Source organism: Streptomyces hygroscopicus subsp. hygroscopicus, from assembly GCF_030269125.1.
GTDB classification, from domain to species: domain Bacteria; phylum Actinomycetota; class Actinomycetes; order Streptomycetales; family Streptomycetaceae; genus Streptomyces; species Streptomyces hygroscopicus_C.
The window spans coordinates 157,666-181,348 of record NZ_BSSM01000002.1 but is presented as its reverse complement, the minus strand read 5'-3'; the positions used below and the strand labels follow the sequence as shown (position 1 = coordinate 181,348).

The 23,683-nt window shown below is 71.6% G+C and carries 20 protein-coding genes; 8 read left to right on the top strand and 12 right to left on the bottom strand.

What is annotated here, in order from left to right:
- Window positions 1–48: 48 nt before the first annotated feature.
- Window positions 49–1,179 carry a magnesium/cobalt transporter CorA gene (gene corA, locus QSK45_RS05280; protein WP_285553714.1) on the bottom strand — a complete coding sequence of 377 codons (1,131 nt, stop codon included), beginning with the start codon at window positions 1,177–1,179 and terminating at the stop codon, window positions 49–51.
- A 201-nt stretch (window positions 1,180–1,380) separates the two neighbouring features.
- On the opposite strand from corA, the gene QSK45_RS05275 reads away from it, so the two are divergent.
- Window positions 1,381–2,175 carry a methyltransferase domain-containing protein gene (locus tag QSK45_RS05275; protein WP_285553712.1) on the top strand — a complete coding sequence of 265 codons (795 nt, stop codon included), beginning with the start codon at window positions 1,381–1,383 and terminating at the stop codon, window positions 2,173–2,175.
- Between the two features lie 114 nt (window positions 2,176–2,289).
- Here the strand turns inward: QSK45_RS05275 and QSK45_RS05270 are convergent, their stop codons facing one another.
- The 4 genes from QSK45_RS05270 to QSK45_RS05255 form a co-directional block, all read right to left on the bottom strand.
- On the bottom strand, window positions 2,290–3,249 hold the full coding sequence (locus QSK45_RS05270) for a carbohydrate kinase family protein (RefSeq protein WP_285553710.1): 960 nt from the start codon (window positions 3,247–3,249) through the stop codon (window positions 2,290–2,292).
- Complete coding sequence (locus QSK45_RS05265; RefSeq protein ID WP_285553708.1) at window positions 3,234–4,142, bottom strand: pseudouridine-5'-phosphate glycosidase; 909 nt, start codon at window positions 4,140–4,142, stop codon at window positions 3,234–3,236. The genes QSK45_RS05270 and QSK45_RS05265 overlap by 16 nt, the downstream gene beginning before the upstream one ends.
- Window positions 4,143–4,287: 145 nt before the next feature.
- Window positions 4,288–4,842: a methylated-DNA--[protein]-cysteine S-methyltransferase gene (locus QSK45_RS05260; RefSeq protein WP_285553706.1), complete on the bottom strand. Its 555-nt coding sequence runs from the start codon at window positions 4,840–4,842 to the stop codon at window positions 4,288–4,290.
- 87 nt (window positions 4,843–4,929) lie between these two features.
- On the bottom strand, window positions 4,930–5,805 hold the full coding sequence (locus QSK45_RS05255; RefSeq protein WP_285553703.1) for a glycerophosphodiester phosphodiesterase: 876 nt from the start codon (window positions 5,803–5,805) through the stop codon (window positions 4,930–4,932).
- A gap of 279 nt (window positions 5,806–6,084) precedes the next feature.
- Between QSK45_RS05255 and QSK45_RS05250 the strand changes: the two genes are divergently transcribed.
- The 6 genes from QSK45_RS05250 to QSK45_RS05225 all read left to right on the top strand — a co-directional run bounded on the left by QSK45_RS05250 (window position 6,085) and on the right by QSK45_RS05225 (window position 14,341).
- Entirely contained in the window at window positions 6,085–6,960 is an 876-nt protein-coding gene (locus tag QSK45_RS05250) for an MHYT domain-containing protein (RefSeq protein ID WP_285553702.1), read from the top strand.
- A gap of 39 nt (window positions 6,961–6,999) precedes the next feature.
- Complete coding sequence (gene uvrB, locus QSK45_RS05245) at window positions 7,000–9,156, top strand: excinuclease ABC subunit UvrB (RefSeq protein ID WP_285553700.1); 2,157 nt, start codon at window positions 7,000–7,002, stop codon at window positions 9,154–9,156.
- A gap of 156 nt (window positions 9,157–9,312) precedes the next feature.
- Entirely contained in the window at window positions 9,313–9,891 is a 579-nt protein-coding gene (locus QSK45_RS05240; RefSeq protein WP_285553698.1) for a TerD family protein, read from the top strand.
- 55 nt (window positions 9,892–9,946) lie between these two features.
- Entirely contained in the window at window positions 9,947–11,836 is a 1,890-nt protein-coding gene (locus QSK45_RS05235; protein WP_285553696.1) for a TerD family protein, read from the top strand.
- 221 nt (window positions 11,837–12,057) lie between these two features.
- Entirely contained in the window at window positions 12,058–13,059 is a 1,002-nt protein-coding gene (locus tag QSK45_RS05230) for a TerC family protein (RefSeq protein WP_285554624.1), read from the top strand.
- A gap of 181 nt (window positions 13,060–13,240) precedes the next feature.
- On the top strand, window positions 13,241–14,341 hold the full coding sequence (locus QSK45_RS05225; protein ID WP_285553694.1) for a calcium:cation antiporter: 1,101 nt from the start codon (window positions 13,241–13,243) through the stop codon (window positions 14,339–14,341).
- Window position 14,342: 1 nt separating this feature from the next.
- Here QSK45_RS05225 and QSK45_RS05220 read toward each other — a convergent pair whose 3' ends face one another.
- Window positions 14,343–15,647 carry an MFS transporter gene (locus tag QSK45_RS05220; protein ID WP_285553692.1) on the bottom strand — a complete coding sequence of 435 codons (1,305 nt, stop codon included), beginning with the start codon at window positions 15,645–15,647 and terminating at the stop codon, window positions 14,343–14,345.
- A 173-nt stretch (window positions 15,648–15,820) separates the two neighbouring features.
- Between QSK45_RS05220 and aroQ the strand changes: the two genes are divergently transcribed.
- Window positions 15,821–16,294 carry a type II 3-dehydroquinate dehydratase gene (gene aroQ, locus QSK45_RS05215; RefSeq protein WP_285553691.1) on the top strand — a complete coding sequence of 158 codons (474 nt, stop codon included), beginning with the start codon at window positions 15,821–15,823 and terminating at the stop codon, window positions 16,292–16,294.
- A 43-nt stretch (window positions 16,295–16,337) separates the two neighbouring features.
- Here aroQ and QSK45_RS05210 read toward each other — a convergent pair whose 3' ends face one another.
- From QSK45_RS05210 to QSK45_RS05185, 6 genes are all read right to left on the bottom strand, one after another.
- Entirely contained in the window at window positions 16,338–17,090 is a 753-nt protein-coding gene (locus QSK45_RS05210; protein ID WP_285553690.1) for an amino acid ABC transporter ATP-binding protein, read from the bottom strand.
- On the bottom strand, window positions 17,087–17,998 hold the full coding sequence (locus tag QSK45_RS05205) for an amino acid ABC transporter permease (protein ID WP_285553689.1): 912 nt from the start codon (window positions 17,996–17,998) through the stop codon (window positions 17,087–17,089). The genes QSK45_RS05210 and QSK45_RS05205 overlap by 4 nt, the downstream gene beginning before the upstream one ends.
- A complete protein-coding gene (locus QSK45_RS05200) occupies window positions 17,995–18,879 on the bottom strand; it encodes an ABC transporter substrate-binding protein (RefSeq protein WP_285553687.1) in 885 nt (294 codons plus the stop codon). The genes QSK45_RS05205 and QSK45_RS05200 overlap by 4 nt, the downstream gene beginning before the upstream one ends.
- 646 nt (window positions 18,880–19,525) lie before the next feature.
- Complete coding sequence (locus QSK45_RS05195) at window positions 19,526–21,601, bottom strand: fibronectin type III domain-containing protein (protein WP_285553685.1); 2,076 nt, start codon at window positions 21,599–21,601, stop codon at window positions 19,526–19,528.
- A 447-nt stretch (window positions 21,602–22,048) separates the two neighbouring features.
- A complete protein-coding gene (locus QSK45_RS05190; RefSeq protein WP_285553684.1) occupies window positions 22,049–22,702 on the bottom strand; it encodes an MBL fold metallo-hydrolase in 654 nt (217 codons plus the stop codon).
- 250 nt (window positions 22,703–22,952) lie between these two features.
- On the bottom strand, window positions 22,953–23,639 hold the full coding sequence (locus QSK45_RS05185) for a maleylpyruvate isomerase family mycothiol-dependent enzyme (protein ID WP_285553682.1): 687 nt from the start codon (window positions 23,637–23,639) through the stop codon (window positions 22,953–22,955).
- Between the last annotated feature and the right edge of the window lie 44 nt (window positions 23,640–23,683).

Below are 23,683 nucleotides of genomic sequence, written 5' to 3'. Positions count from 1 at the left end.
CGCCCGCACGAACCACCGGCACCGCCCCGCCGTCCCGTTGCGCTCCGGTCAGAGCCAGCCGTTGCGCCGGAAGCCCCGGTACAGCGCCACGCACGCCGCCGCCATCAACCCCATGGCCAGCGGATAACCGAACCGCCAGTGCAGCTCCGGCATGTGGTCGAAGTTCATGCCGTACACCCCGCACACCATCGTCGGTACGGCGATCACGGCCGCCCACGCCGTGATCTTCCGCATGTCCTCGTTCTGCGCGACCGTCACCTGCGCGAGGTGCGCCTGGAGGATGGAGTTGAGCAGTTCGTCGAAGGCGGCTATCTGCTCCTTGGCCCGGATCAGATGGTCCAGCACGTCCCGGAAGTACGCCTGTATCTCGGGGGCGACGACCCGCAGGGGCCGGGTGGCCAGGTCCTCCAGGGGGCGGGCGAGCGGCATCACCGCCCGCTTCAGCTCCAGCAGTTCACGCTTCATCTGGTAGATGCGCCCCGGGTCGAGCCGGGCACCCCCTTCCGAGAACACCTCCGTCTCCACCTGGTCGATGTCGGCCTGCACCGCGTCCGTCACGCTGAGATAGCCGTCGACCACATGGTCCGCCAGAGCGTGGAGCACGGCCGCGGGCCCCTTGGAAAGCTGGTGCGGGTGCGTCTCCAGCTCTTCGCGCAACGGTCCGAGCGAGCCGTGCCGGCCGTGCCGCACCGTGATGACGAAGTCCTCGCCGACGAAAGCCATGATCTCGCCCGTGTTCACCACCTCGCTGGTCGCCGTCAGCCGTTCGTGCTCGACGTAGCAGACCGTCTTGAACACCGCGAACAGGGTGTTCCCGTAGTGCTCCAGCTTTGGCCGCTGATGGGCCTCGACCGCGTCCTCCACCGCGAGGGGATGCAGGTGGAACAGCTCGGCGACGCCCTCGAACTCACGGTCCGTCGGCTCGTGCAGCCCGAGCCAGACGAATCCCTCGCCGGTCTTGCGCACCATCCGCACGGCTTCCAGCAGATCGGAGCACTGCGGCACCCGTATGCCGTCCCGGTACGTCACGCAGTTGACCACCGAGGAGCCCAGGGGCGAGCGGGCGGGATGGCTCAGGTCCACGCGCGGCCGCCGCCGGGCCAGTTGCGCGACCTTGCGCAGACCACGGGCCCTGCCCAGTTCTTCCGTGACCTTTCGCAGATTCCCTGCCATGGACATACGGGTCTCCTCGCGTGGATCTCCCCCTGCGACGCTTTCGCGTCCTGGCCCGAAGTGTGCCAGTCCCGAGCAAAACGCGGGCAAGCCTGTGGGAATGTCGGGTTCCGCTTTCTTTCCGCCTGTGGAGGACTCCGTCCGTGCCCTTTCCCGGCAGGAGGCGCCGACCGGCCTCACCCGCCGTTCACCCGGGATGATCGCGGTATGACGCCATCCGACGGGTACCTCCTGGACAACCGACAGCGCGAGGCGGGTGAGCGCTTCGACGCCTTCGCCCGCCTGTTCGACCCCACGACCTTCCGGCACATCGAGGCCCTCGGCATCGAGCCGGGCTGGCGTTGCTGGGAGGTCGGGGCCGGCGGCACCTCCGTGGTGTCCTGGCTCGCGCGGAGGGTGGGGCCGGGCGGCAAGGTCGTCGCCACCGACATCGACACCTCGCGGCTGGCTCCGGTGGACCACCCGCCGGTGGAGATCCACACCCACGACGTGGGCGCCCAAGAGCCGCCTGGGGAGGGCTTCGACCTGGTCCACGCCCGTCTGGTCCTCGTCCACGTCCCGGACCGCGAACGCGCGCTGAGGTCCATGATCCAGGCACTGAAGCCCGGCGGCCGGCTGCTGGTCGAGGACGCCGACCCCGCTCTGCAACCGCTGGCCTGCCCCGACGAGCACGGCCCCGAACAGCGGCTCGCCAACCGGCTCCGGCAGGGCTTTCGCGGACTGCTCGCCGAACGGGGCGCCGACCTCGCCTACGGCCGCCGGCTGCCGCGCCTGCTCCGGGAGGCCGGACTGCACGAGGTCGAGGCCGACGGCTTCTTCCCCGTGACCTCGCCCGCCTGCACCGCCCTGGAGGCCGCGACGGTCCGCCAGATCCGCGGCCGGCTCCTCGAAGCGGGCCTGGCCACCGACGAGGAGATCGACCAGCACCTGGCCGACGTCGAGGCCGGCGACATGGACCTGACCACGGCACCGATGATCTCGGCGTGGGGCCGCAAGGCGTGACACCTGCGGCATGCGTGGTGTGACCCCTGCGCGGCATGGCGTAACGCCCTGCCGCGAGGTGCCACCCTCTCGCGCGCGGCCGACGCCGGCGCCCCGTGCCGCCCGGCAGCTCTGTCACCCGCCCAGCCCGACGCCCTCCTCCGTCGCCCCGCCCCGGTGCGGTGGTCGGCCCCCGACCCGGCCCACCGCCCGCGCGCCGGCCGCGCAGCCCCGCGCCGCCGCCTCCTCCGCGTCCGCGCCCGCGAGGAGGGCGGCGAGGAAGGCGCCCGTGAAGGCGTCACCGGCGCCCGTGGTGTCCCGCGCGGTCGCCGGTACCGAAGGGATCCTGGCCGGCGCGCCCCCGGCACGGGTCACCAGTGCCCCGTCCGTCCCCGCCTTGGTCACCACCAGCGGGACCACACGGCACAACTCGGCCGCCGCTTCCGCGGGTTCCGCCAGCCCTGTCAGCAGACGTGCCTCGTCCCGGCTGGGCAGCAGCGCGTCCAGCCCCTCGGCGAAGGCGAGGAACCGTTCGACCCCCAGCTCCGCCAGGAAACCGGCCGACGCCGGGTCCATGCTGACCGGTACGCCCCGGGCGTGTGCGGCCTCGAGCGCGGTTTCCGCGAGCGCCCGGCTCGACTCCGTGAACAGCAGATAACCCGACAGATGCAGCCAGGTGACCCCGTCGAGCAACGCGTCCGACCAGTCGGCGGGCTCCAGACGTAACGACGCCCCGCTGTCCGTGAGGAACGTACGTTCGGCCGCCGCGCCCGCGTCGACCAGGCACACCACCGTCCCGGTCGCCGCCCGCGGGTCGGTCACCAGCAGCGGCCGCACCCCGGCCGCGACCAGTTCCCGCTCGTGCCAGGCCGCCGCGTCCGTGCCCACCCGGCCGAGCAGTCGTACGTCCGGACAGCCCGAATGGGCCGCCCAGCAGGCCACGTTGGCGCCCGCGCCGCCAGGCAGCGTCCGGATCACCGCGGCGGTGTCGGTGCCGGTCGCGAGCGGCCCCCGGTGCCGGGCGACCACGTCCGTGACCACGTCCCCGACGACCAGCAGCGCCACCTTGCGGCCCCCGGTCACCCCCGCGCCCACGCCCTGGCGATCCGCGCGCCCAGCCGCACGTTGCCGCGCACCGCCGCCAGGTTGGCGCGCAGCGACGCGCCGTCCGTGTGCCGCACGAGGTAGTCGAGCAGGAACGGGGTCACCGCCTGACCGGTGACACCCCGCTCCGCACAGGCGGCGAGCGCCTCGCCGAGCACGCGCGCGTGCACCTCGGGGTCGAGCTGTTCCGCCTCCGGCACCGGATTGGCGACGATCAGCGCCGAGTCCGCCGCGCCCAGCGCGTCCTGGGCCCGCATCACCTCCGCGACGTCCTCGGGCCCGTGCAGCGTCCAGTCGACCGGACACCCCGAGTCCGAGAGGTAGAAGCCGGGGAACCGGTCGGTGCCGTATCCGGCGACCGCCACACCGAGCGTCTCCAGGCGCTGGAGGGTCGCGGGCACGTCCAGGATCGACTTCACGCCCGCGCACACCACCGTGATCCCGGTCCGTGCCAGCAGCCTCAGGTCTGCCGACTCGTCCTGGGTCACCGTCCACTCCCGGTGCACTCCGCCCAGCCCGCCGGTGGCGAAGACCCGGATGCCCGCGAGCGCGGCCAGCCGCGCGGTCGCCGACACCGTGGTGGCCCCGCTCGCCCGCGCCGCCATGGCGAGCGGCAGGTCTCGGTGGCCCAGTTTGCGGATGCCGCCGTCATTGGCGACCCGCTCCAGCTGTGCCTTGTCCAGGCCGATCAGCGGGCACCCGTCGAGCACCGCGACGGTCGCCGGCACAGCGCCCTCGGCGCGTACCGCCTCCTCCAGCTCCAGGGCCACCCGCAGATTGCGTGGGCGGGGCAGACCGTGGGCGATGATCGTGGATTCCAGGGCCACCACCGGCCGCCGTGCCTCGATCGCCTCCCGGACCTCTTCCGACACCACCAGCACCATGTGCCCGCCTCCTGTCCGCCGGTCCCTGCCGGTATCTCTGGCGGGCACCGACCACGGCTAAACGCCCGGGGCCACGGCAGCGCGTGCGAAACGGCCGTGCCTGGCCGAACGGTGACCGGCCCTGGCCGGATACGGCGGGCTGCCGTCAGAACAGCGGCTCGGGAAGCACCCCCTCCAGGGCGAGCAGCTGCCGCTTGGTCTCCAGTCCGCCCCCGAAACCCCCGATCCCGCCGTCGCTCTCGACCACCCGATGGCACGGCACGACCACTGGCAGCGGGTTGGCGCCCATCGCCGCGCCGACCGCCTGGGCCCCGCCGGGCTGCCCGACCCGGCCGGCGAGATCGCCGTACCCCACGACGCTGCCGTACGGCACACCGGTGGCCAGCTCACGCAGCACCTGCCGGTTGAAGCCGGAGATCAGCGACCAGTCCAGCGGCAGCTCGAAGTCCCGCCGCTCGCCCGCGAAGTACGCCCGCAGCTGGCGTATCGCCTCGGCCGTCACCGGCGCCTGCGGATCCGCCACGGGCGCGCCGCCGAACCGGGACGCCAGCCGCTCCAGCGCCCGCTCGCGCACCGCCTCGGTGGCGTGGAAGACCACGTTGACCAGTCCGTGCCTGGTCGCCGCCAGCATCAGCGGGCCGATGCAGGTCTCGACGACGGCCCACACCACCCGCTGCTCGTCCTGCCCATGGCTGTCCATGCGCCCACCGTACGACCCGCCACCGACAACGCCCGCCGACCCGGTCCCGGAGCACACCCCGAGCCGCACCCCCGGCCGGTGCCCGGCTCATTTCGTGGCCAGCGCCGCCCGCACCACGTCCGCCTTGCTGCTGATGATCCCGTCGACGCCGTACCCGGCGACCTTGCGGGCGGTGGCCTTGTCGTCCACCGTCCAGACGTCCACCCCGAGCGGCCGGCCGTGCGGACCGCGGACGCCGTGCACCGCCGACACGTACGACTTCGAGAGCGATCCGTACGACGGATTGATCAGGTCGGCGAACCGCGCGTACAGCTTCAGCTGCGAGACGGGGGGCGCGCCGAGGTAGGCCGTGGTCAGCGCGGGCTTCAGCTCGTGGACGGTCCGCACACTGTCCGCGCTGAAGCTCTGCACGACGAGCCGCTTCAGATGGCCGCGGTCCAGCCAGCCCTCGTTGCCGAGGACCTTGAGGATCTGCTGCTCGATGCCCGGGTACAGCTCCGGGTTCTTGACCTCCAGGAGCAGGCTCTCGTGGTTGTGCTCTACGCGGCGCATGTACTGCTCCAGCGTCGGCACACGCGTGCCCGTGAACCGGGGGGAGAACCAGCTGCCCGCGTCCAGCCGGGCGATCTCGGCGGCGGTGAAGTCCTTCACCTTCCACGGCGCCCGGCCGGGGAAGAGCTTCTCGGCGTTGGTGGTGCGCCTCAGACTGTCGTCGTGGATGACGACCAGTTCGCCGTCCTTGGTGCGCTGGACGTCGTTCTCGACCCAGGTGGAGCCCAGCCGCCCTGCCTCGTCGATCGAGGGCAACGTGTTCTCGGGGGCGTGGGCGGGGGCGCCGCGGTGGGCGATCACCAGGGGCGGCCGGACGCCCGCCTTGGCGTCGGAGGTGAGGCTCACCAGGGCCACCGCGGACAGGACCGCCAGGACCACGGCGGCCAGAGCGGCGGCCAGGCGCGCGTGCATGCGTAACTCCTCGCGTCGAACGGAAAGCGACAGCACCAGACTGACAGCAGAGCGGCAACGGTACGCGGCCGCATGACGGCCACATATCCCGGAAAGACGCCTCCGGGCGCTCACCGGTGGCCCACAACTGGGGCAAGGCCGTGTTTCTTTGTCGGAAAGTCGTTCGACCATTCCGGTGGCAGTCATACTCTCAGCGACACCCCCGGCCGCCCGCGCGGTGCCGGGGCGGCGCGGATTTTCAAGGTTTCGGGGACGTACGAGGGCGAAGGGCAGCCGCGGATGCAGGGCACGGTCGACGGTTTCGGCTACGGGGCCGTCACCCCGTTGGTGGCCTATCTGATGGCCTGCCTCGGCGGCGCCCTCGGGCTGCGCTGCATCACCCGGTCTTTGCTGGTCACGCACTCGGGGCGGCCCGCCTGGCTGGCGCTCGGCGCCGCCGCGCTCGGCTGCGGCACCTGGACCATGCACTTCGTCGCCATGATGGGCTTCAGCATCGCGCGGACACCGGTGCGCTACGACGAGCCGATCACCTACGCGAGCCTCGGGCTCGCCGTCCTCATGGTCGGCATCGGAGTCTTCATCGTCGGCTACCGGGGCGCCACCGGGGCGCCGCTCTTCACCGGCGGCACCATCACCGGGCTGGGCGTCGCCTCGATGCACTACCTCGGCATGGCCGGCATGCGGTTCCACGGACAGTTCGCCTACAGCACACCCACCGTCGTCGTCTCCGTCGCCATAGCGGTCGCCGCCGGCACCGGCGCCTTGTGGGCCGCCGGCCGCGCCCGCGGGCTGCTGCCGAGCGTGGGCGCGAGCCTCCTCATGGGCGTCGCCGTCAGCGGTATGCACTACACCGCCATGGCCGCGCTCAGCGTCCACCTCGACGGCACCGCCGTGACGAGTGCCGACGCGCCGGACGCGTCCGCCCTCGTGCCCATGCTGCTCGGCCCGCTCGTCCTCCTGGTCCTCGCGGGCGTCGTGGTGATCCTCGACCCGATGCTGGTCCTGCGCCACCCCGGCCGGGCGGCCGCCCTCCCCGCACCGGGCGTTCCGGCTGTCCTCGCCCCTCGCACCAGCTCCCGTACCGCCCCCCACCAGCACCATCGCCCCGACCGGAGGCCCGTGCGACAGGGCAGCCGCACCCCGCAGAACCGCTGACGGGACTCGTTGTCAGTGGGGGGTCGTACGGTTGATGGCATGCGGCCCGTTTCCCACATCGAACGCACGGTGGCGCCCATCGAGGTCGTCAGTCCCTACCAGCCCAGCGGCGACCAGCCGACGGCCATCGCCGACCTGGCCAAGCGCATCAAGGCCGGCGAGAAGGACGTCGTCCTGCTGGGCGCGACCGGCACCGGCAAGTCCGCCACCACCGCGTGGATGATCGAGAAGCTCCAGCGCCCCACCCTCGTGATGGCGCCGAACAAGACGCTGGCCGCCCAGCTGGCCAACGAGTTCCGCGAGCTCCTGCCGAACAACGCGGTCGAGTACTTCGTCTCGTACTACGACTACTACCAGCCCGAGGCCTACGTCCCGCAGTCGGACACGTACATCGAGAAGGACTCCTCGATCAACGAGGAGGTCGAGCGCCTGCGCCACTCGGCGACCAACTCGCTGCTCACCCGCCGTGACGTCGTCGTGGTCGCCTCGGTGTCCTGCATCTACGGCCTCGGTACTCCGCAGGAGTACGTGGACCGCATGGTCCCCCTCAGAGTCGGCGACGAGATCGACCGGGACGAGCTGCTGCGCCGCTTCGTCGACATCCAGTACACGCGCAACGACCTGGCCTTCACCCGCGGCACCTTCCGCGTGCGCGGCGACACCATCGAGATCTTCCCGGTCTACGAGGAGCTGGCCGTCCGCATCGAGATGTTCGGTGACGAGATCGAGGCCCTGTCCACGCTCCACCCGCTGACCGGCGAGATCATCAGCGACGACCGGCAGCTGTACGTCTTCCCGGCCTCCCACTACGTCGCCGGCCCCGAACGCATGGAGCGGGCCGTCAACGACATCGAGAAGGAGCTGGGCGAGCGCCTGGCCGAGCTGGAGAAGCAGGGCAAGCTCCTGGAAGCCCAGCGGCTGCGCATGCGCACCACGTACGACATCGAGATGCTCCGCCAGATCGGCACCTGCTCGGGTGTGGAGAACTACTCGATGCACTTCGACGGCCGCTCGCCCGGCTCGCCGCCCAACACCCTGCTCGACTACTTCCCGGACGACTTCCTGCTCGTCATCGACGAGTCACACGTCACCGTCCCGCAGATCGGTGCGATGTACGAGGGCGACGCCTCCCGCAAGCGCACCCTCGTCGAGCATGGCTTCCGCCTGCCCTCCGCCCTGGACAACCGCCCCCTGAAGTGGGAGGAGTTCCAGGAGCGCATCGGCCAGACCGTCTACCTGTCGGCGACCCCGGGCGCCTACGAGCTGTCGCGCTCCGACGGTGTCGTGGAGCAGATCATCCGCCCGACCGGTCTCGTCGACCCCGAGGTCGTGGTCAAGCCCACCGAGGGCCAGATCGACGACCTGGTGCACGAGATCCGCAAGCGCACCGACAAGGACGAACGCGTCCTGGTCACCACGCTCACCAAGAAGATGGCCGAGGACCTCACCGACTACTTCCTGGAGCTGGGCATCCAGGTGCGCTACCTGCACAGCGACGTCGACACCCTGCGCCGGGTGGAGCTGCTGCGCGAACTGCGCGCCGGCGAGTACGACGTCCTGGTCGGCATCAACCTGCTGCGTGAGGGCCTCGACCTGCCCGAGGTCTCCCTGGTGGCGATCCTGGACGCCGACAAGGAGGGCTTCCTGCGCTCCGGCACCTCGCTGATCCAGACCATCGGCCGCGCGGCGCGCAATGTCTCCGGACAGGTCCATATGTACGCCGACAAGATCACCCCGGCCATGGAGCGGGCCATCGAGGAGACCAACCGCCGTCGGGAGAAGCAGATCGCCTACAACAAGGCCAACGGCATCGACCCGCAGCCGCTGCGCAAGAAGATCAACGACATCGTCGCGCAGATCGCCCGCGAGGAGGTCGACACCGAACAGCTCCTCGGCAGCGGCTACCGCAAGTCGAAGGACGGCAAGGGTGCCAAGGCCCCCGTTCCGGCGCTGAGCGACAAGGCGGCCAAGGGCGCGAAGGCCGGCAAGGCGGCCAAGTCCGCGAAGGGCAAGGCCGCGGCCACGGTGCCCACGGACCGCCCGGCGGCCGAACTCGCCGAGCAGATCGAGGAGATGACCGAGCGCATGCGCGCCGCCGCCGCGGAGCTGCAGTTCGAGATCGCGGCCCGGCTGCGCGACGAGGTCTCCGAGATGAAGAAGGAGCTGCGCCAGATGCGGGAGGCGGGCCTCGCCTGACCCGGGACATGCCGCCGGACCTCGGCATACGCGCCGAGTGTTGCAACACCGACACAAAGCGCGGGCCGGGGTGCGGCGGCATCGGCGACCCTGCGTAGGGTTCTGATCAGCCGCGCGGTGCGCGGCAACAGGGGACCTTCGAGAGGGGATTCAGCCGTGTCCGTCAACTTGACCAAGGGTCAGGCCATCAGCCTGGAGAAGAACGACGGGGGCACCCTCACCGCGGTCCGCATGGGACTCGGCTGGCAGGCGGCGAAGCGGCGCGGCCTGTTCGGCTCGCGCACCAGGGAGATCGACCTGGACGCGTCCGCGGTGCTCTTCGCCGAGAAGCAGCCGGTCGACGTCGTCTTCTTCCGTCACCTGGTGAGCGACGACGGTTCGGTGCGCCACACCGGCGACAACCTGGTGGGCGGCGTCGGCCAGGGCGGCGACGACGAGGCGATCCTCGTGGACCTCCAGCGCGTCCCGGTCCACATCGACCAGATCGTCTTCACCGTGAACTCCTTCACGGGCCAGACCTTCCAGGAGGTGGAGAACGCGTTCTGCCGCCTGGTGGACGAGACCAACGGCCAGGAACTCGCCCGCTACACGCTCGCCGGCGGCGGCGAGTACACCGCCCAGATCATGGCCAAGGTGCACCGCGCGGGCTCGGGCTGGACGATGACCGCCCTCGGCACCCCCGCCAACGGGCGCACCTTCCAGGACCTGATGCCGGCGATCCTGCCGCACCTGTAGACCCCGGGTCAGTCCGGCGGGCGGGGCGCAGACGACACGACAGGGGGCGACTGGGATGACGGCCGAGCTGGTGCGGGGGCAGAACCACCCGCTGTCCCAGGTCAGGCTGGAGATCCGGATCTCGGCCGGCGTCCCGGTCCTGGCCGGCGCCACGCTCGGTGACGAGAACGGCACGGTGCACGGCGCCCAGTGGGTCGCCCACCCCGGCGCACCCGCGCTCCCCGGTGTCGAGGTCGCCCGGCAGGCCGCCGTCGAGCACCGCCTGACCGTCGACCTGTCCGCCGTGCCCGAGGCCGTCCACCGGGTCGACGTCTTCCTCGCCCTGCCCGCTGGAGCAGGCCCGTCGCGCTTCGGTGCCGTCCCCGCCCCGTGCACCACGGTGCACGGTCCCGACGACACCGAACTCGCCCGCTACACCGTCACCGGTCTGGACACCGAGGCGGCCGTGATCGCCCTGGAGCTGTACCGCAGACAGGGTGCCTGGAAGATACGCGCGATGGGCCAGGGATACGCCGACGGCCTGCCGGCCCTGCTCGCCGACCAGGGCCTGCGCGAGGCCGACGCACTCGCCGTCGTCCGGGGGGCCACGATCCCCGGCCCCGACCCCATGGCTTCGCACGACCACGACACGCACCCCGCGCACGGAGCGGGCCGCCGGAACCCCTACGACACCCGCGTCCCCGGCGACGCGCCGGCCCGCGGCAGCACGATCGACCACACCCACCCCCGCCGCCCACGGCACCTCACACCGCCCCCGTCCTCTCCGCCCGCGACCGGCGGGGCGGCCGCCTCGCCCGCGACCGGCGGACAGCCCGCCCCGCCGGTCGCGGGCGACGCCGTGGGCTGGTCGATGGAGGAGCGGCTGTACAACCAGGTCTGGGGCATGTTCGAGGACCTGGCGCGCACCACGGCCGCGTATCGCAGCGCCGTCGACTTCGCCGACGCCCGCCTGGAGAAGGAACTCGACCAGGCCCTCGCCGACCCGCGCGCCCGGCTCGGCGACGGGAACGCGGCCGTGCGCGAGGCGGCCCGGACCCGCCGGGAACAGCTGGCCGACCGCGCACGCGCCGTCCTCGACCGCGACCTCGCCCAGCTCATCGCGGAGTCCGAGGTGGTCGAGCCCGCGCTCCCACCCGCCTACGCCCGGTGGGACAATCCCGTCTGGCGCGGCTACCGCGTGCCCGCCGAGCCGCCGATGGCGCTGCGCCTCGGCGACCTGCACCTGCCGGAGAGCCTGCCGTTGCGCATCCCGCTGCTGGCCGTGCTGCCGCTGGAGCACGGTCTGTGGATCGACAGCGGGGCGACGGCCATGCCCGAGGGGGCCTTCGCGGACTCGGTCGCGCTTCGGCGGTCGGCCATGGAGGCGGCGGTGGCGCTCGCGGCGCGGCTGCTCGCCGTCCACCCGGCGGGGGAGTTCGCCGTGCGGGTCATCGACCCGGCCGGCGCGGGGGCTCGCGCGCTGCGGCCACTGACCGGCGCCGGACTGCTCGCGGCGCCGCCCGCCAGTGGGGCCGCGGGCGTCGCGGAGGTGCTGGAGCGGCTCACCCGGCGGGTCGACCTGGCGCAGATGGCGGTGCGCGGTGGCGCGGCCGGGGCGCTGCCGGACGATGTGGACGCCGCCCAGCAGCTGCTGGTCGTCAACGACTTCCCGCACGGCTTCGACGACCGGGCCGTCACCCGGCTGCGCTACCTGGCGGACGAGGGTCCGGCTGTCGGTGTCCACCTTCTGCTGGTGGCGGATCGTGCGGACACCGCCGGCTACGGCCCGCTGCTGGACCCGCTGTGGCGCTCGCTGATGCGGCTCACCCCCGTTCCCGACGCGTACGTCGCCGACCCCTGGGTGGGCCATGCCTGGACGTACGAGCCCGCGCTCCCGCCGGCCGGCAGCCGGATCCTGGAACAGGTGCTCGGGGAGGTGGCCACAGCCAGGACCAAGTACAAGTAAAGTGTGTTTGACCTGGGAATTTGAACTTTTCTTTGCGTTCCTCTTTACCAATGCTTGGTGATCGGGGTACCGTTTTTCGTGCGGAGGGGAGTACTCCCTGACTGCGGCGCACCCGTCAGTACGGACCGTTCCGGTCCCGGGGCGTCGGCCCCGCGCGGGTGGAAGAGACCTCCGGCAGACAACGCGTATGTGCTTGCCGTTCCTTGATGCCGGAGGTTGCCGTGGAAGTCTCGATGACCCTGTGGGTCCTGACCGTCGTGGGTCTGGCCGCCCTGATCGGAATCGACTTCCTCATCGGGCGCAAGCCCCATGAGGTGTCGATCAGGGAGGCGGGCGTCTGGACCGTCGTCTGGATCGTCCTGGCCGGGCTCTTCGGCCTCGGCCTCCTCGTCCTCGGCGGCGGACAGCCGGCCGGCGAGTTCTTCGCGGGTTACATCACCGAGAAGTCGCTGAGCGTCGACAACCTCTTCGTCTTCGTGCTGATCATGACGAAGTTCGCGGTCCCCGCGCTGTACCAACGGCGCGTCCTGCTCGTCGGCGTCCTCATAGCACTGGTGCTGCGAGCGGTGTTCATCGCCGCCGGAGCCGCCATCGTCACCAGCTTCTCCTGGGTGTTCTACCTCTTCGGCGCCTTCCTGATATGGACCGCCTGGAAGCTTGTCCAGGAGGCCCGAGGCGACGACCGGGGCGAGGAGGAGTTCGAGGAGAACAGGCTGCTGAAGGCCGCGGAACGCAGGTTCGGCGTAGCCGACCGGTACCACGGCACCAAGCTGTGGATCCGGCAGAACGGCAAGCGGGTCATGACCCCGATGCTGGTCGTGATGCTCGCCATCGGCACCACCGACATCCTGTTCGCCCTGGACTCGATCCCCGCGATCTTCGGCCTGACCCAGGACCCGTACATCGTCTTCACCGCCAACGCCTTCGCGCTGATGGGCCTGCGTCAGCTCTACTTCCTCCTCGGCGGGTTGCTCAAGAAGCTGGTCCACCTTTCGTACGGCCTGTCGGTCGTCCTCGGCTTCATCGGCGTGAAGCTGGTGCTGCACGCGCTGCACGAGTCGGGCGTCCCAGCCCCCGAGATCAGCATCCCCGTCTCGCTCGGTGTGATTTGCGCGGTCCTCGTCGTCACCACGGTCACCAGCCTCATGGCCTCCAAGAAGCAGGCGGCCGCGGCGGCGGCCGCCGCCGCGGAGGGCGCCGAGAAGGACTCCGTGGGCGCCTGACCCCTTGCCTCCCGGAGAGCCATCGTTTGCGGAGGCTCCGCTGCTCGCGGCGGAGCCTCCGGCGAAGGCGACCGGACACGCGGGGCCCGGCCCGGTCGGTGCCGGGCCCCGCGGACAAGAAGACGGAAGCATCCGGAACGAGCGGAATGCGAATCATGTGACACTCTGCGACGATCACGGCATGATCACTTGGCTGCGATCGCTCGCACGGCGATGGACCATCCCCGTGCCGGTGCTCGCGGTCGTCCTGCTGATTCTCACCTGGCACCGGGCCATGCCCGGCCCGGTCATCGCCCTGGTGACGGTGGTGCTCGCCGGGTCCGTCCTCGCGGCGGTGCACCATGCCGAGGTGGTCGCCCACCGCGTCGGCGAACCCTTCGGCTCCCTGGTGCTGGCCATCGCCGTCACGATCATCGAGGTGGCGCTGATCGTCACGCTGATGGCCGACGGCGGAGACAAGAGCGCCACCCTGGCCAGGGACACCGTCTTCGCCGCCGTGATGATCACCTGCAACGGCATCGTCGGCATCTGCCTGCTCGTCGCCTCGCTGCGGCACGGCACCGCTGTCTTCAACCCCGAGGGCTCCGGTGCCGCCCTCGCGACGGTGGCGACCCTGGCCACGCTGAGCCTGGTGCTGCCGACCTTCACCACCAGCAAGCCCGGACCGCAGTTCTCCACGCTCCAGCTGACGTTCGCCGCGCTGTCCTCGCTGATCCTCTACGGCCTGTTCGTGACCACCCAGACGATGCGGCACCGGGACTACTTCCTGCCCATCACCCGGCAGGGCGAGGTCATCAGCAGCGAGGACCACGCCAGCCCCCCGTCCAGGCGTACCACGCTGCTCAGCCTCGGCATGCTCGGTCTGGCGCTGGTCGGCGTCGTCGGCCTGGCCAAGGGCGTGTCACCCGCGATCGAGGCGGGCGTGGCGGCGGTGGGCCTGCGCCAGGCCGTCGTCGGTGTGATCATCGCCCTGCTCGTGCTGCTCCCCGAGACCATCGCCGCGCTGCGCGCCGCGCACCGGGACCGCGTGCAGACCAGCCTCAACCTCGCGCTCGGCTCGGCGATGGCCAGCATCGGACTCACCATCCCGGCCGTCGCGCTCGCCTCCCTCTGGCTGCCGGGACCCCTCGTCCTCGGCCTGGACCCCGTCCATATGCTGCTGCTCGCGCTGACGGTGGTGGTCGCCTCCCTGACCGTCGTCCCGGGGCGGGCCACCCCCTTGCAGGGCGGTGTCCATCTGGTGCTGTTCGCGGCGTATCTGGAACTGGCGGTCAACCCCTAGGTCAGCCGGTGGCCGGCTCCACCGCGGCTACGGCTGCCGGACGCGTCTCCGGCAGCAGCGCGAAGCACCCCAGGCTGAGCAGCGCCATGCCCGTCAGATAACCCCCCACGCCCCAGGGGACGCGCCCGCCGCCCTGCGCGAGCGCCGTGGCCGCGATCGGGGTGAGCGCGCCGCCGAGTACCCCGCCGAGGTTGTATCCCACCGCGGCGCCCGTGCAGCGCACCCGGGCCTCGAACAGCTCCGGCAGGTAGGCGGAGATCACCGCGAACATGGTGACGAAGGCGAGCAGCGCGCCCAGGATGCCGAGGAACATCAGCAGCGGTTCGCCGGTCGCCAGCAGCGAGACCATGGGCAGCATCCACAGCGCGCAGGCCGCGCATCCGGCCATGCACAGCGGCCGGCGCCCGTAGCGGTCGCCGAGCAGCGCCGCGGCGGGGATGAGCGGCGCCTGCACGACCACCGCGGCCATGACACAGGTCAGCATCACCGTACGGCTCACCCCGAGCCGGTCGGTCGCGTACGACAGCGACCAGGTGGTGACCGCGTAGAACACCGCGTACCCGACGGACAGCGCCCCCGCGGTCAGCAGCACCAGCCGCCCGTGATGCCGGACGACCTCCATGAAGGGCACGCGCGCGTGGTCGTCGATCTCCAGGAAGCGGGGACTCTCGGCGAGGGAGGAGCGCAGCCACAGCCCCGCCAGCGCGGGTGCCGCCGCCGCCCAGAACGGCACCCGCCAGCCCCACTGTGCGAACTGCGTGTCGGACAGCCCGGCCGACAGCGCCAGCATCACCCCGTTGGCGAGCACGAAGCCGATCGCCGGACCCACCTGGGGAAAGCTCGACCACAGGGCGCGCCGGCCGACGGGCGCGTGCTCGACGGTCAGCAGTACGGCCCCGCCCCATTCGCCGCCGAGCCCGAGGCCCTGGAGGAACCGCAGCACCAGCAGCAGCACCGGCGCGGCCACGCCGATCGAGGCGTAGGAGGGCACACAGCCCACCGCGACCGTCGAGGCGCCGGTGAGCAGCAGCGAGGCGACCAGCACCGGCCGTCGCCCACGCCGGTCCCCGAGGTGGCCGAACAGCACCGAGCCCAGCGGCCGGGCCACGAAACCCACGCCGAACGTCGCGAACGCCGCCAGCGTCCCGGCGACCGGGGAGAACGAGGGGAAGAACAGCGGCCCCAGGACCAGCGCCGCCGCGGTCCCGTAGGCGAAGAAGTCGTAGAACTCGATCGCGGTACCGGCGAGGGATGCGGCGGCGAGGCGGGGCAGGGAGACGCTGGTGACAGCGCGTGCGTCGTGCATGAGGCGTCAACTACCCAACGTGATCAGGGCCCACGGGGGCGTACGGAGGTGACCGAGTGGCCGCAGCGCGCGCCCGGGGCGAGCGGGACACGGGCCGGGGCACGCGCCGGGGCCGTGATAGACCGGGGGCGAGCGGCGCTCGTGGACGCACCGCCCGAACGACCGGAGGAACCGTGCCCCGCACCCTGGCCAACGCCCCGATCATGATCCTCAACGGGCCCAACCTGAACCTGCTGGGCCAGCGCCAGCCCGAGATCTACGGCAGGGAGACCCTCGCTGACGTCGAGGCGCTGTGTGCCAGGACGGCGGCCGCGCACGGCGGCACGGTCGACCTCCGGCAGTCCAACCACGAGGGCGAGCTCGTCGACTGGATCCACGAGGCACGGCTGAACCACTGCGGGATCGTCATCAACCCCGGGGCCTACTCCCACACGTCGGTGGCGATCCTGGACGCGCTCAACACCTGCGACGGCATGCCCGTCCTCGAGGTGCACATCTCCAACATCCACCAGCGCGAGACGTTCCGGCACCACTCGTACGTCTCCCTGCGCGCCGACGGCGTGATCGCGGGCTGCGGTGTGCAGGGCTACGCGTTCGGCGTCGAGCGTGTCGTGGCGCTGCTGGGCGCGGTACCGGCCGACGCGTAGCCCGCGCGGCGCGGACCGCCCTTCAGGGCGGCTGCGAGTGGCCCTACAGACGGCCGGCTTCGACGATCCGCCGCAGGAAACGCCGGGTGCGTTCCTGCCGCGGATCGCCGAAGACCTGCTCGGCTGTGCCGCGTTCGAGGACGACCCCGCCGTCCAGGAAGCACACCTGGTCGGCGACGTCCCGTGCGAAGCCCATCTCGTGGGTGGCCAGCACCATGGTCATGCCCTCGTCCTTCAGACCCCGGACCACCTCCAGCACCTCGCCCACCAGTTCGGGGTCGAGCGCGGCCGTGATCTCGTCCAGGAGCAGCAGCCGGGGCCGTACGGCGAGGGCCCGTACGATCGCCACCCGCTGCTGCTGGCCGCCGCTGAGCCGGTCCGGGTAGGCGTCCGCCTTGCCGGCCAGTCCGAGGCGCTCCAGCAGCTCCCCGGCCCGCTCCTCGGCCTCCGCGCGGGAGACGCCGTGCACCCGGCGCGGGGCGAGCGTGATGTTGTCCAGCACGGTCATGTGCGGGAAGAGGTTGTACGCCTGGAAGACCACGCCGATCCGGCGCCGCACCGCGTCCTGGTCGGCCCGGGGGTCGGTGATCTCCTCGCCGTCCAGCCAGATCGCGCCGTCGTCGACCTCCTCCAGGAGGTTGGCGCACCGCAGCAGTGTCGACTTGCCGGACCCGGAGGCGCCGATCAGCGCGGTCACGGTGTGCGGGGCGACCTCCAGGTCGACGTCCCGCAGGACCACCGAGCCGCCGAAGGTCTTGCGCACCGACTCCATGCGCAGCACAGGCGCGTCGCTCATAGGGATCCCCCCTGCTCCCGCCGCCGGTCCAGCCGGGCCGTCACCCAGTCGGTGAAGCGGGTCATCGGAATGGTCAGCGCCACGAACACGAGGCCCGCCACGATGTACGGCGTGTAGTTGAGGCTGCGGCCCACGATGATGTCGGCCGCCCGTACGGCGTCGACCGCGCCGCCGATCGACACCAGACCGGTGTCCTTCTGCAGCGACACCAGGTCGTTGAGCAGCGGCGGCACCTGCCGGCGCACCGCCTGGGGCAGCACCACGTAGCGCAGGGCCTGGCGGTTGGTCAGGCCCAGCGAGCGGGCCGCCGCGCGCTGCGAGGGGTGGATGGACTCGATGCCCGCCCGGAAGACCTCGGCGACGTACGCGGAGTACGTCAGTGTCAGCGCCGTACCGCCGAGCAGCACCGGATCGACCGTCACGCCCTGCAGCCGCAGCGCGGGCACGCCCAGCACCACGATCATCAGATTGATGATCAGCGGCAGCCCGCGGAAGAAGTCGGTGTACGCCGCCGCCAGGACACGCAGCGGGAAGAACACCGGGCCGCGCAGGGTCCGCGCGACGGCGATCAGCATGCCGAGGATCAGGACGGCGACGCCGCAGATCACCAGCAGGCGGACGTTCAGCCACAGTCCTTCGAGGACCTTGGGCAGCGCCTCGCGCGCGTACCGGGCGCTGAAGAACGTCTCCTTGGTGCGCGGCCAGCCCGGTGCCTCGACCACGACCAGGTAGAGCACGGCGGCGGTGACCAGGGTGGACAGTGCCGCGACGGCCGTGGCGCGACGGGCCCGTGCCCGCTTGTGGCGCTCACGCGCACGACGCCGCTCGGAGGGCACGTAGCCGTCGCCGGGCATGCCGTCCTTGTCGTCGGCTCCTTCCCGGGCGGACTCGCCCCTGGTGACGGTCACTTGAGTACCGGGGCGCCGACGGCGTCGGACAGCCACTGCTGGTCGAGGCGTGCCAGCGTGCCGTCCTTGCGCAGGGCGTCGACGGCACCGCTCACGCACGGGGTCAGCGTGCTGCCCTTGTCGAGCACGAGGCCGAACTGCTCGGGAGTACCGCCCTGGTTCTCGAACTGGCCGACGATCTTCGCGTTCGTCACCTCGGCCGAGGTGATGTAGAAGGCGGTCGGCAGGTCGGTGACGATGGCGTCGACCTGGCCGTTCTTCAGGGCGGACTTGGCCTGGTCGTTCTTCGCGTAGACGGCGGGGTCCTGCTTCGGCTTCACCGTGTCGGTGATGTAGTCGAGGCTCGTGGTGCCCACCTGGGCGCCCAGTCTGAGGCCGCGCAGGTCGGCGACGCTCGTCGCCTCGGCGGCCTTGCCGCCCTTGAGCGCGATGACGGCCTGACGCACGTCGTAGTAGCCGGAGGAGAAGTCGACGGCCCTTTTGCGTTCGGCGCTGATCGAGACCTGGTTGATGTCGAAGTCGAAGGTCTTCACGCCGGGCGCGAAGGCCTTGTTGAAGGGCACGCTCTGCCAGACCACCGCGTCCTTGCCGTATCCGAGCCGCTCGGCCACGGCGTAGGCGACGGCCGATTCGAAGCCCTTGCCGTTGGCGGGCTTGTCGTCCTTGAACCACGGCTCGTAGGCGGGTTCGTCCGTCGCGATGGTCAGCTTCCCGGACGTCTTGGTGGCCAGCTTGCCCTCGGCGCAGCTCGTGCCGGCCGAACCGGGCGCGGTGGCCGACGACTTCGCCTCCGGCTGCGGGGCACAGCCGACAGCGGTGACGAGCAGGGCGAGGGTGGCGGCCGCTACCGCGCGGCGCACTGTGCGAGGGGCGAGGGGCATGGCGGGAGAGTGGCAGCGAATTCGGCCTTTGTCGAGGTCACGACCAGTTGTGTCCGCATAGTGGGAGGGGGTGTTGCGGCCGTGTGAACGCGGGCCCCGGCGGGCGTACACGGGCCCTTGCCCGGGGGCGCCGGCGCAGGGCGGCACGGGCAGACCGGCGGTCCTACCCCGCAGGAGCCGTCATCCAGGGCGGGCACCCCCAGTTGGCCGCGGATCACCGGCTCGGGGAGCACATACGTGCGCCGGGCGCGTGCGGACCGCTCACGCGGGGCGCGCGGGATGGTATTCGCGCCGCGCGCCTGTGCTGGTCACATGCCGGGCGCAGGCAACTCTCCCTGCGTGCGCCCGGCCTCGGCCTCGCCAGCCGCGGGCGTGCCACTGCGTCAGACGCGGGCGCTCGACGCCGAGCGTCGAGCGTCGAGAACGACGTTTCCGCTCGCTCGGGCGAGGACCGCCCGAAGGACGACCGGCTGCCGGCGGGCGCCGTCGAGGCCGCCCGCGGATCCGGTGTCCGTGTGACGCCGAAGGCGTTCTCGGCCTTCGTCGTGGAAGCGGCCGCGGCTCGCTCTGACGCATGCGGCGGCACAGAGGGAGGCGCCCGGCCGGGAACTCCGGCCGGGCGCCTCCGCGCTTCCCCTGGCGGGAGCTAGTCCACCGAGGCGATCGCGGTCTCGCGGGCGGGCGTCTCGGTACCGTCGGCGAGGGTGGCGGTCACGCGGTAGTACGTGGTCGTGCCCTTGGGCAAGGTGGTGTCCGCGTACGACCAGCCGGTGCTGTCACCACGGGGCTGGACGTCGACCTTGTCGAAGACGTGGGTCGCCCGGTTCCAGCGGTAGACGGTGAAGCCGGTCACCGTGCTGCCGTTGGCACCCGTGTCGCTGCCCAGCCACCAGCGGACAGAGCCGTACACGTCGCCGTTGAGGTGGCCGAGAGGGTTGTCACCCACGGCCGGGTCGGCGTCGGCGTCGGGGCGCAGGTCGAGTTCGGTGACGTCCTGGACGGAGGCGTCGGTCCCGGGGGTGAGCTGGTTGCCGTACTGGTCGACGGCGACGACGCTGTAGCGGACCTGCTCGCCGTCGGCGACCGTACGGTCGAGGTGGTGGGTTCCCGCGAACTCCTCGGGCCTGAGGGTCCAGGTGTCGATGAGCGGCTTGTACACCCACTCGCCGTCGACGAGGGTGCCCCGCAGGATGCGGTAGTGGTCGAGCCCGGGGTCGTCACTGGCGTCCCAGCTCAGCGAGACGCCGTTCTCCTGGGCGGTGGCGGTCATGCCCGTCACCGGGGGCGGCGGGGTGCTGTTCCCCGCGACGGCGACCGGCATCTCGACGGAGGGGGTGCCGCCGTTCCCCGCGGCGTCCACAGCCACGACCGTGTAGTAGTACGTGGCGCCCGGCGGCGGGGCCGCCTCCGTGAAGGACGTGCCCTGGACGCCCTTGGCGACCTCCACGACCGTGCGCCCGCTCTCCGTGCGCGGCTTGTCGTAGCGCACGACCGTGTAGCCTGCGAAGTCCTGGCTGCCGGCCTCCGACTTGTCCCAGGTCAGCGTGACCCCGCGCTCGTCCTCGACCGCCGTCGCGTTGTACGCGGTGTTCACGGGCCCTGTCTTGTCCCGCGTGTAGAACTCCGCCGTGCCGGAAGCCGCCGATTCGTTGCCGTGCGTGTCGACCGCCGTGACGACGTAGTAGTACGTGTCCCCGGTCTGCGGCAGCGGCTGCTCGTACCAGGCACCGCTGAGCGGCTTGTCGCCGTTCAGCCGGTTCGCCGCGGTGAGCGCGACCGGCCTGCCGGTGGTGGAGCGGTACACGTTGTACCCGGCGAGGTCCGCCTCGGTGTTCCCGTACCAGGAGAGTCCGACCTTCTCGGAGTAGTCGGGCTTCCAGGCGTACTCGACCCCCTGCGGCGCCGCGGGAGCGCTCTCGTCGACGGTGGTGACGGACTTGTCCGCCGTACCCGCGGACTCGTTGCCCGCCTTGTCGTAGGCGCGGACCTCGTAGTAGTAGACCGCGCCGTTCTTCGGCAGCGTGGTGTCCGTGTACGAGGTGGAGGTCGTCGTGGCCAGCGGCTTGGTGCCGTACGAGGTGCCCTGGAGCCGGCGGTACACGCGGTAGCCCGCGAGGTCCATCTCCTTGTTGGCCGTCCAGCCGAGGTTGGCCCGGTACGAGGAGTCGTACGTGAGGGAGGTGCCGGTGGGCACGAGGGGCTTGACCGTGTCGACGGTGGCGGACGTGCGGGGCAGGTAGTCCGCCTTGACGTTCGCGGCGCCCGTCCAGTTGACGAAGTCGAAGCGGAGGGTGTGCGTCCCGGACGGGACGGTGATGTTGACGGTCTTCGTCTGGGTCGTCGAGACGTTCTTCCAGATGTCGACCTTGCGCGTGCCGTCGAGGTAGACGCGCAGGCCGTCGCGGGTCGCGACGGGGATCGAGAACGGGCCGCCGGAGCCGAAGTCCCGGGTGACCGTCCAGCGCACGCCGAAGTAGTCGCCGGGCAGTCCGGCGGCGGGGGCGCCGGTGCCCCAGTTCTGGTCGATCTTCGAATCGCAGTCGGTCTTCTTCGGCGTACCGGAGAAGGTCGTGTTCGCGTAGAACTGCCGTTTGAAGACGGGCGACTTACAGGTCACGGTCGCCGTGGCGGCACCGGCGGCGGACGCGCACGTGAGCAGGGCTCCGGTCGTCGCGAGGACGGTGGTCGCGGCGAGGGCGGACGCACGAGTGGCTCGGTTCATGCCTTCCTTAGGTCTGGGTCGGCGGCGGGAGGGACACCGTCCTCCCACCGCCGACCAGACCTTCAGGAAGGGTCGGGGGTTGTGCTGGCCACGGGTGTGGCGTCCCTCACACGCGGCGTGGGGGCGGATGCCGTGCCGGCACGGGTACGCCCTACGCCGCCGTACCAGGGCAGGGGAGGCCGGTGGCCTGCTGCCGCACGGGGACCGGCATCTTGTGCGGGGCCGGAGCGCGCCTGCTCCGAGGCGGCCCGGCCGGCCGGGTGGATGGCGAGCCGGAGGTGAGCGGGCCGGACGGCCGTCGCGGCGGCGTGTGGTGCAGGAGGGCGGAGGAGCGGCGCGAGAGCTTCGAGCAGGACCGGACTGTGAGTGAGCGCATGTTCCCCCGTCTCCGGCGCGCGACCGCCCCGCCCCGCCTCGGTACGGAACGGGGCGGTCGTCGTCGGACGGTTACCAGCCCCGTGCCCGCCACTCCGCGAGGTGGGGCCGCTCCTCGCCGAGGGTGGTGTCGTTGCCGTGGCCGGGGTAGATCCAGGTCTCGTCCGGCAGGACGTCGAACAGCTTGGTCTCCAGGCCGTCCATCAGGGAGTCGAACTCTTCCGGACGCGTTGTCCGACCAGGACCGCCCGGGAAGAGGCAGTCGCCGGTGAAGACGTGCGGATGGCCGTGCGGGTCGTCGTAGACCAGCGCGATGGAGCCCGGGGTGTGCCCGACGAGGTGGCGCGCGGTGAGTTCCACCTGACCCACCCGGATGACGTCGCCGTCGTCCACGAGTACGTCGGTGACGACCGGGATGCCGGGAGCGTCCTCGCGGCCGGCGTACGTGCGCGCGCCGGTCGCGGCCACGACCTCGGCGAGTCCCTGCCAGTGGTCGCCGTGCCGGTGGGTGGTGACGACGGACGCGATGCCGTCGTCACCGATCATTCCCAGGAGTGTCCGCGGCTCGTTCGCGGCATCGATCAGGAGCTGCTCGTCGGTGGCCCGGCACCGCAGCAGATAGGCGTTGTTGTCCATCGGCCCGACCGCGATCTTCGTGATCATCAGGTCCTTGAGCTCATGCACATCCGCCGGTCCGCCGACCTTGACCTCGCCCGTGTACGTCATGGTGATCAGCCTATTCCGTCCGCGAAGGAAGCGGCGCCCCGCTGACACACGCGGTCCGACCCGCGACCGCCCTCACCGGACGACGGTGAGTCGCGGGTCGTCCCCTCGGAGCGGCGGGGCGCAGGGAGTGTCCTCCGGCGCCCGTCCGACGGAAGCCGTGTTCGACGCGGGCGCGGCGTCGACGGCGAGTCGCCTCCGACAGGAGCTTTCGCCGTGCCGCACCAGCTTCGTCGTGCCGGGCGCCCGAAACCTACAGCGGCGGCAGCTTCGGCAAGCCGTCGCCGTCCGTCGTCAGGGCGGAGCCGTCGCGGCGGCCGGCGAGCCAGCCGACCAGGTCGGCGAGTGCGCCGGAGACGGTGACCTCGGGCTCGGCCGCGGGCCTTCCGGTGGTCCACGTGTGCGTGCCGTCCGTGACGCGGGTCGCGGGGACGTCGGGGTGTCCGGAGAAGCGCCGGGCCAGGAAGTCGCTCTCCCGCTCCAGGAACTCAGCCGGGATGTCCTCCAGGTCGTACCCGATCCCGAGGTCCACGTGGTGCAGCTCCACCTCGCCCCACCGGCGGAACGGAACGCGCGCCGCTTCGTCGGTGACCCCGTTGCGCAGTTCCACCGTGCGCGTCCAGTCCGCGGGTGCGTCCCCCGTCGCCCGGAACCGGTCCGCGGTCTCGCGCAGGTCGGCGAGCTGGACGTCCAGGGGGCGTGCGGCGCCGTTCTCGATGTCGGCGTCCCGCGCCTCGGCGCTCGCGTACATGGGACGGCCCTCGAGGACGTTCACGAGCGCGTCCGCGTTGCGGGCGAGGTGGGCGAGGACGTGGCCGCGGCTCCAGCCGGGAAGCCGTGACGGCTCGGCGAGTGAGGCGTTGTCCAGTTGTGCGACCGCGTGGAGCAGCCGTTCGGTCGCGCCATGTACACAGGCCAGGTCATGAGCGTGATCAATCATGGGCCCGACCCTAGCCGTGCCACACGTTCGGGTGAAGCTGCCGA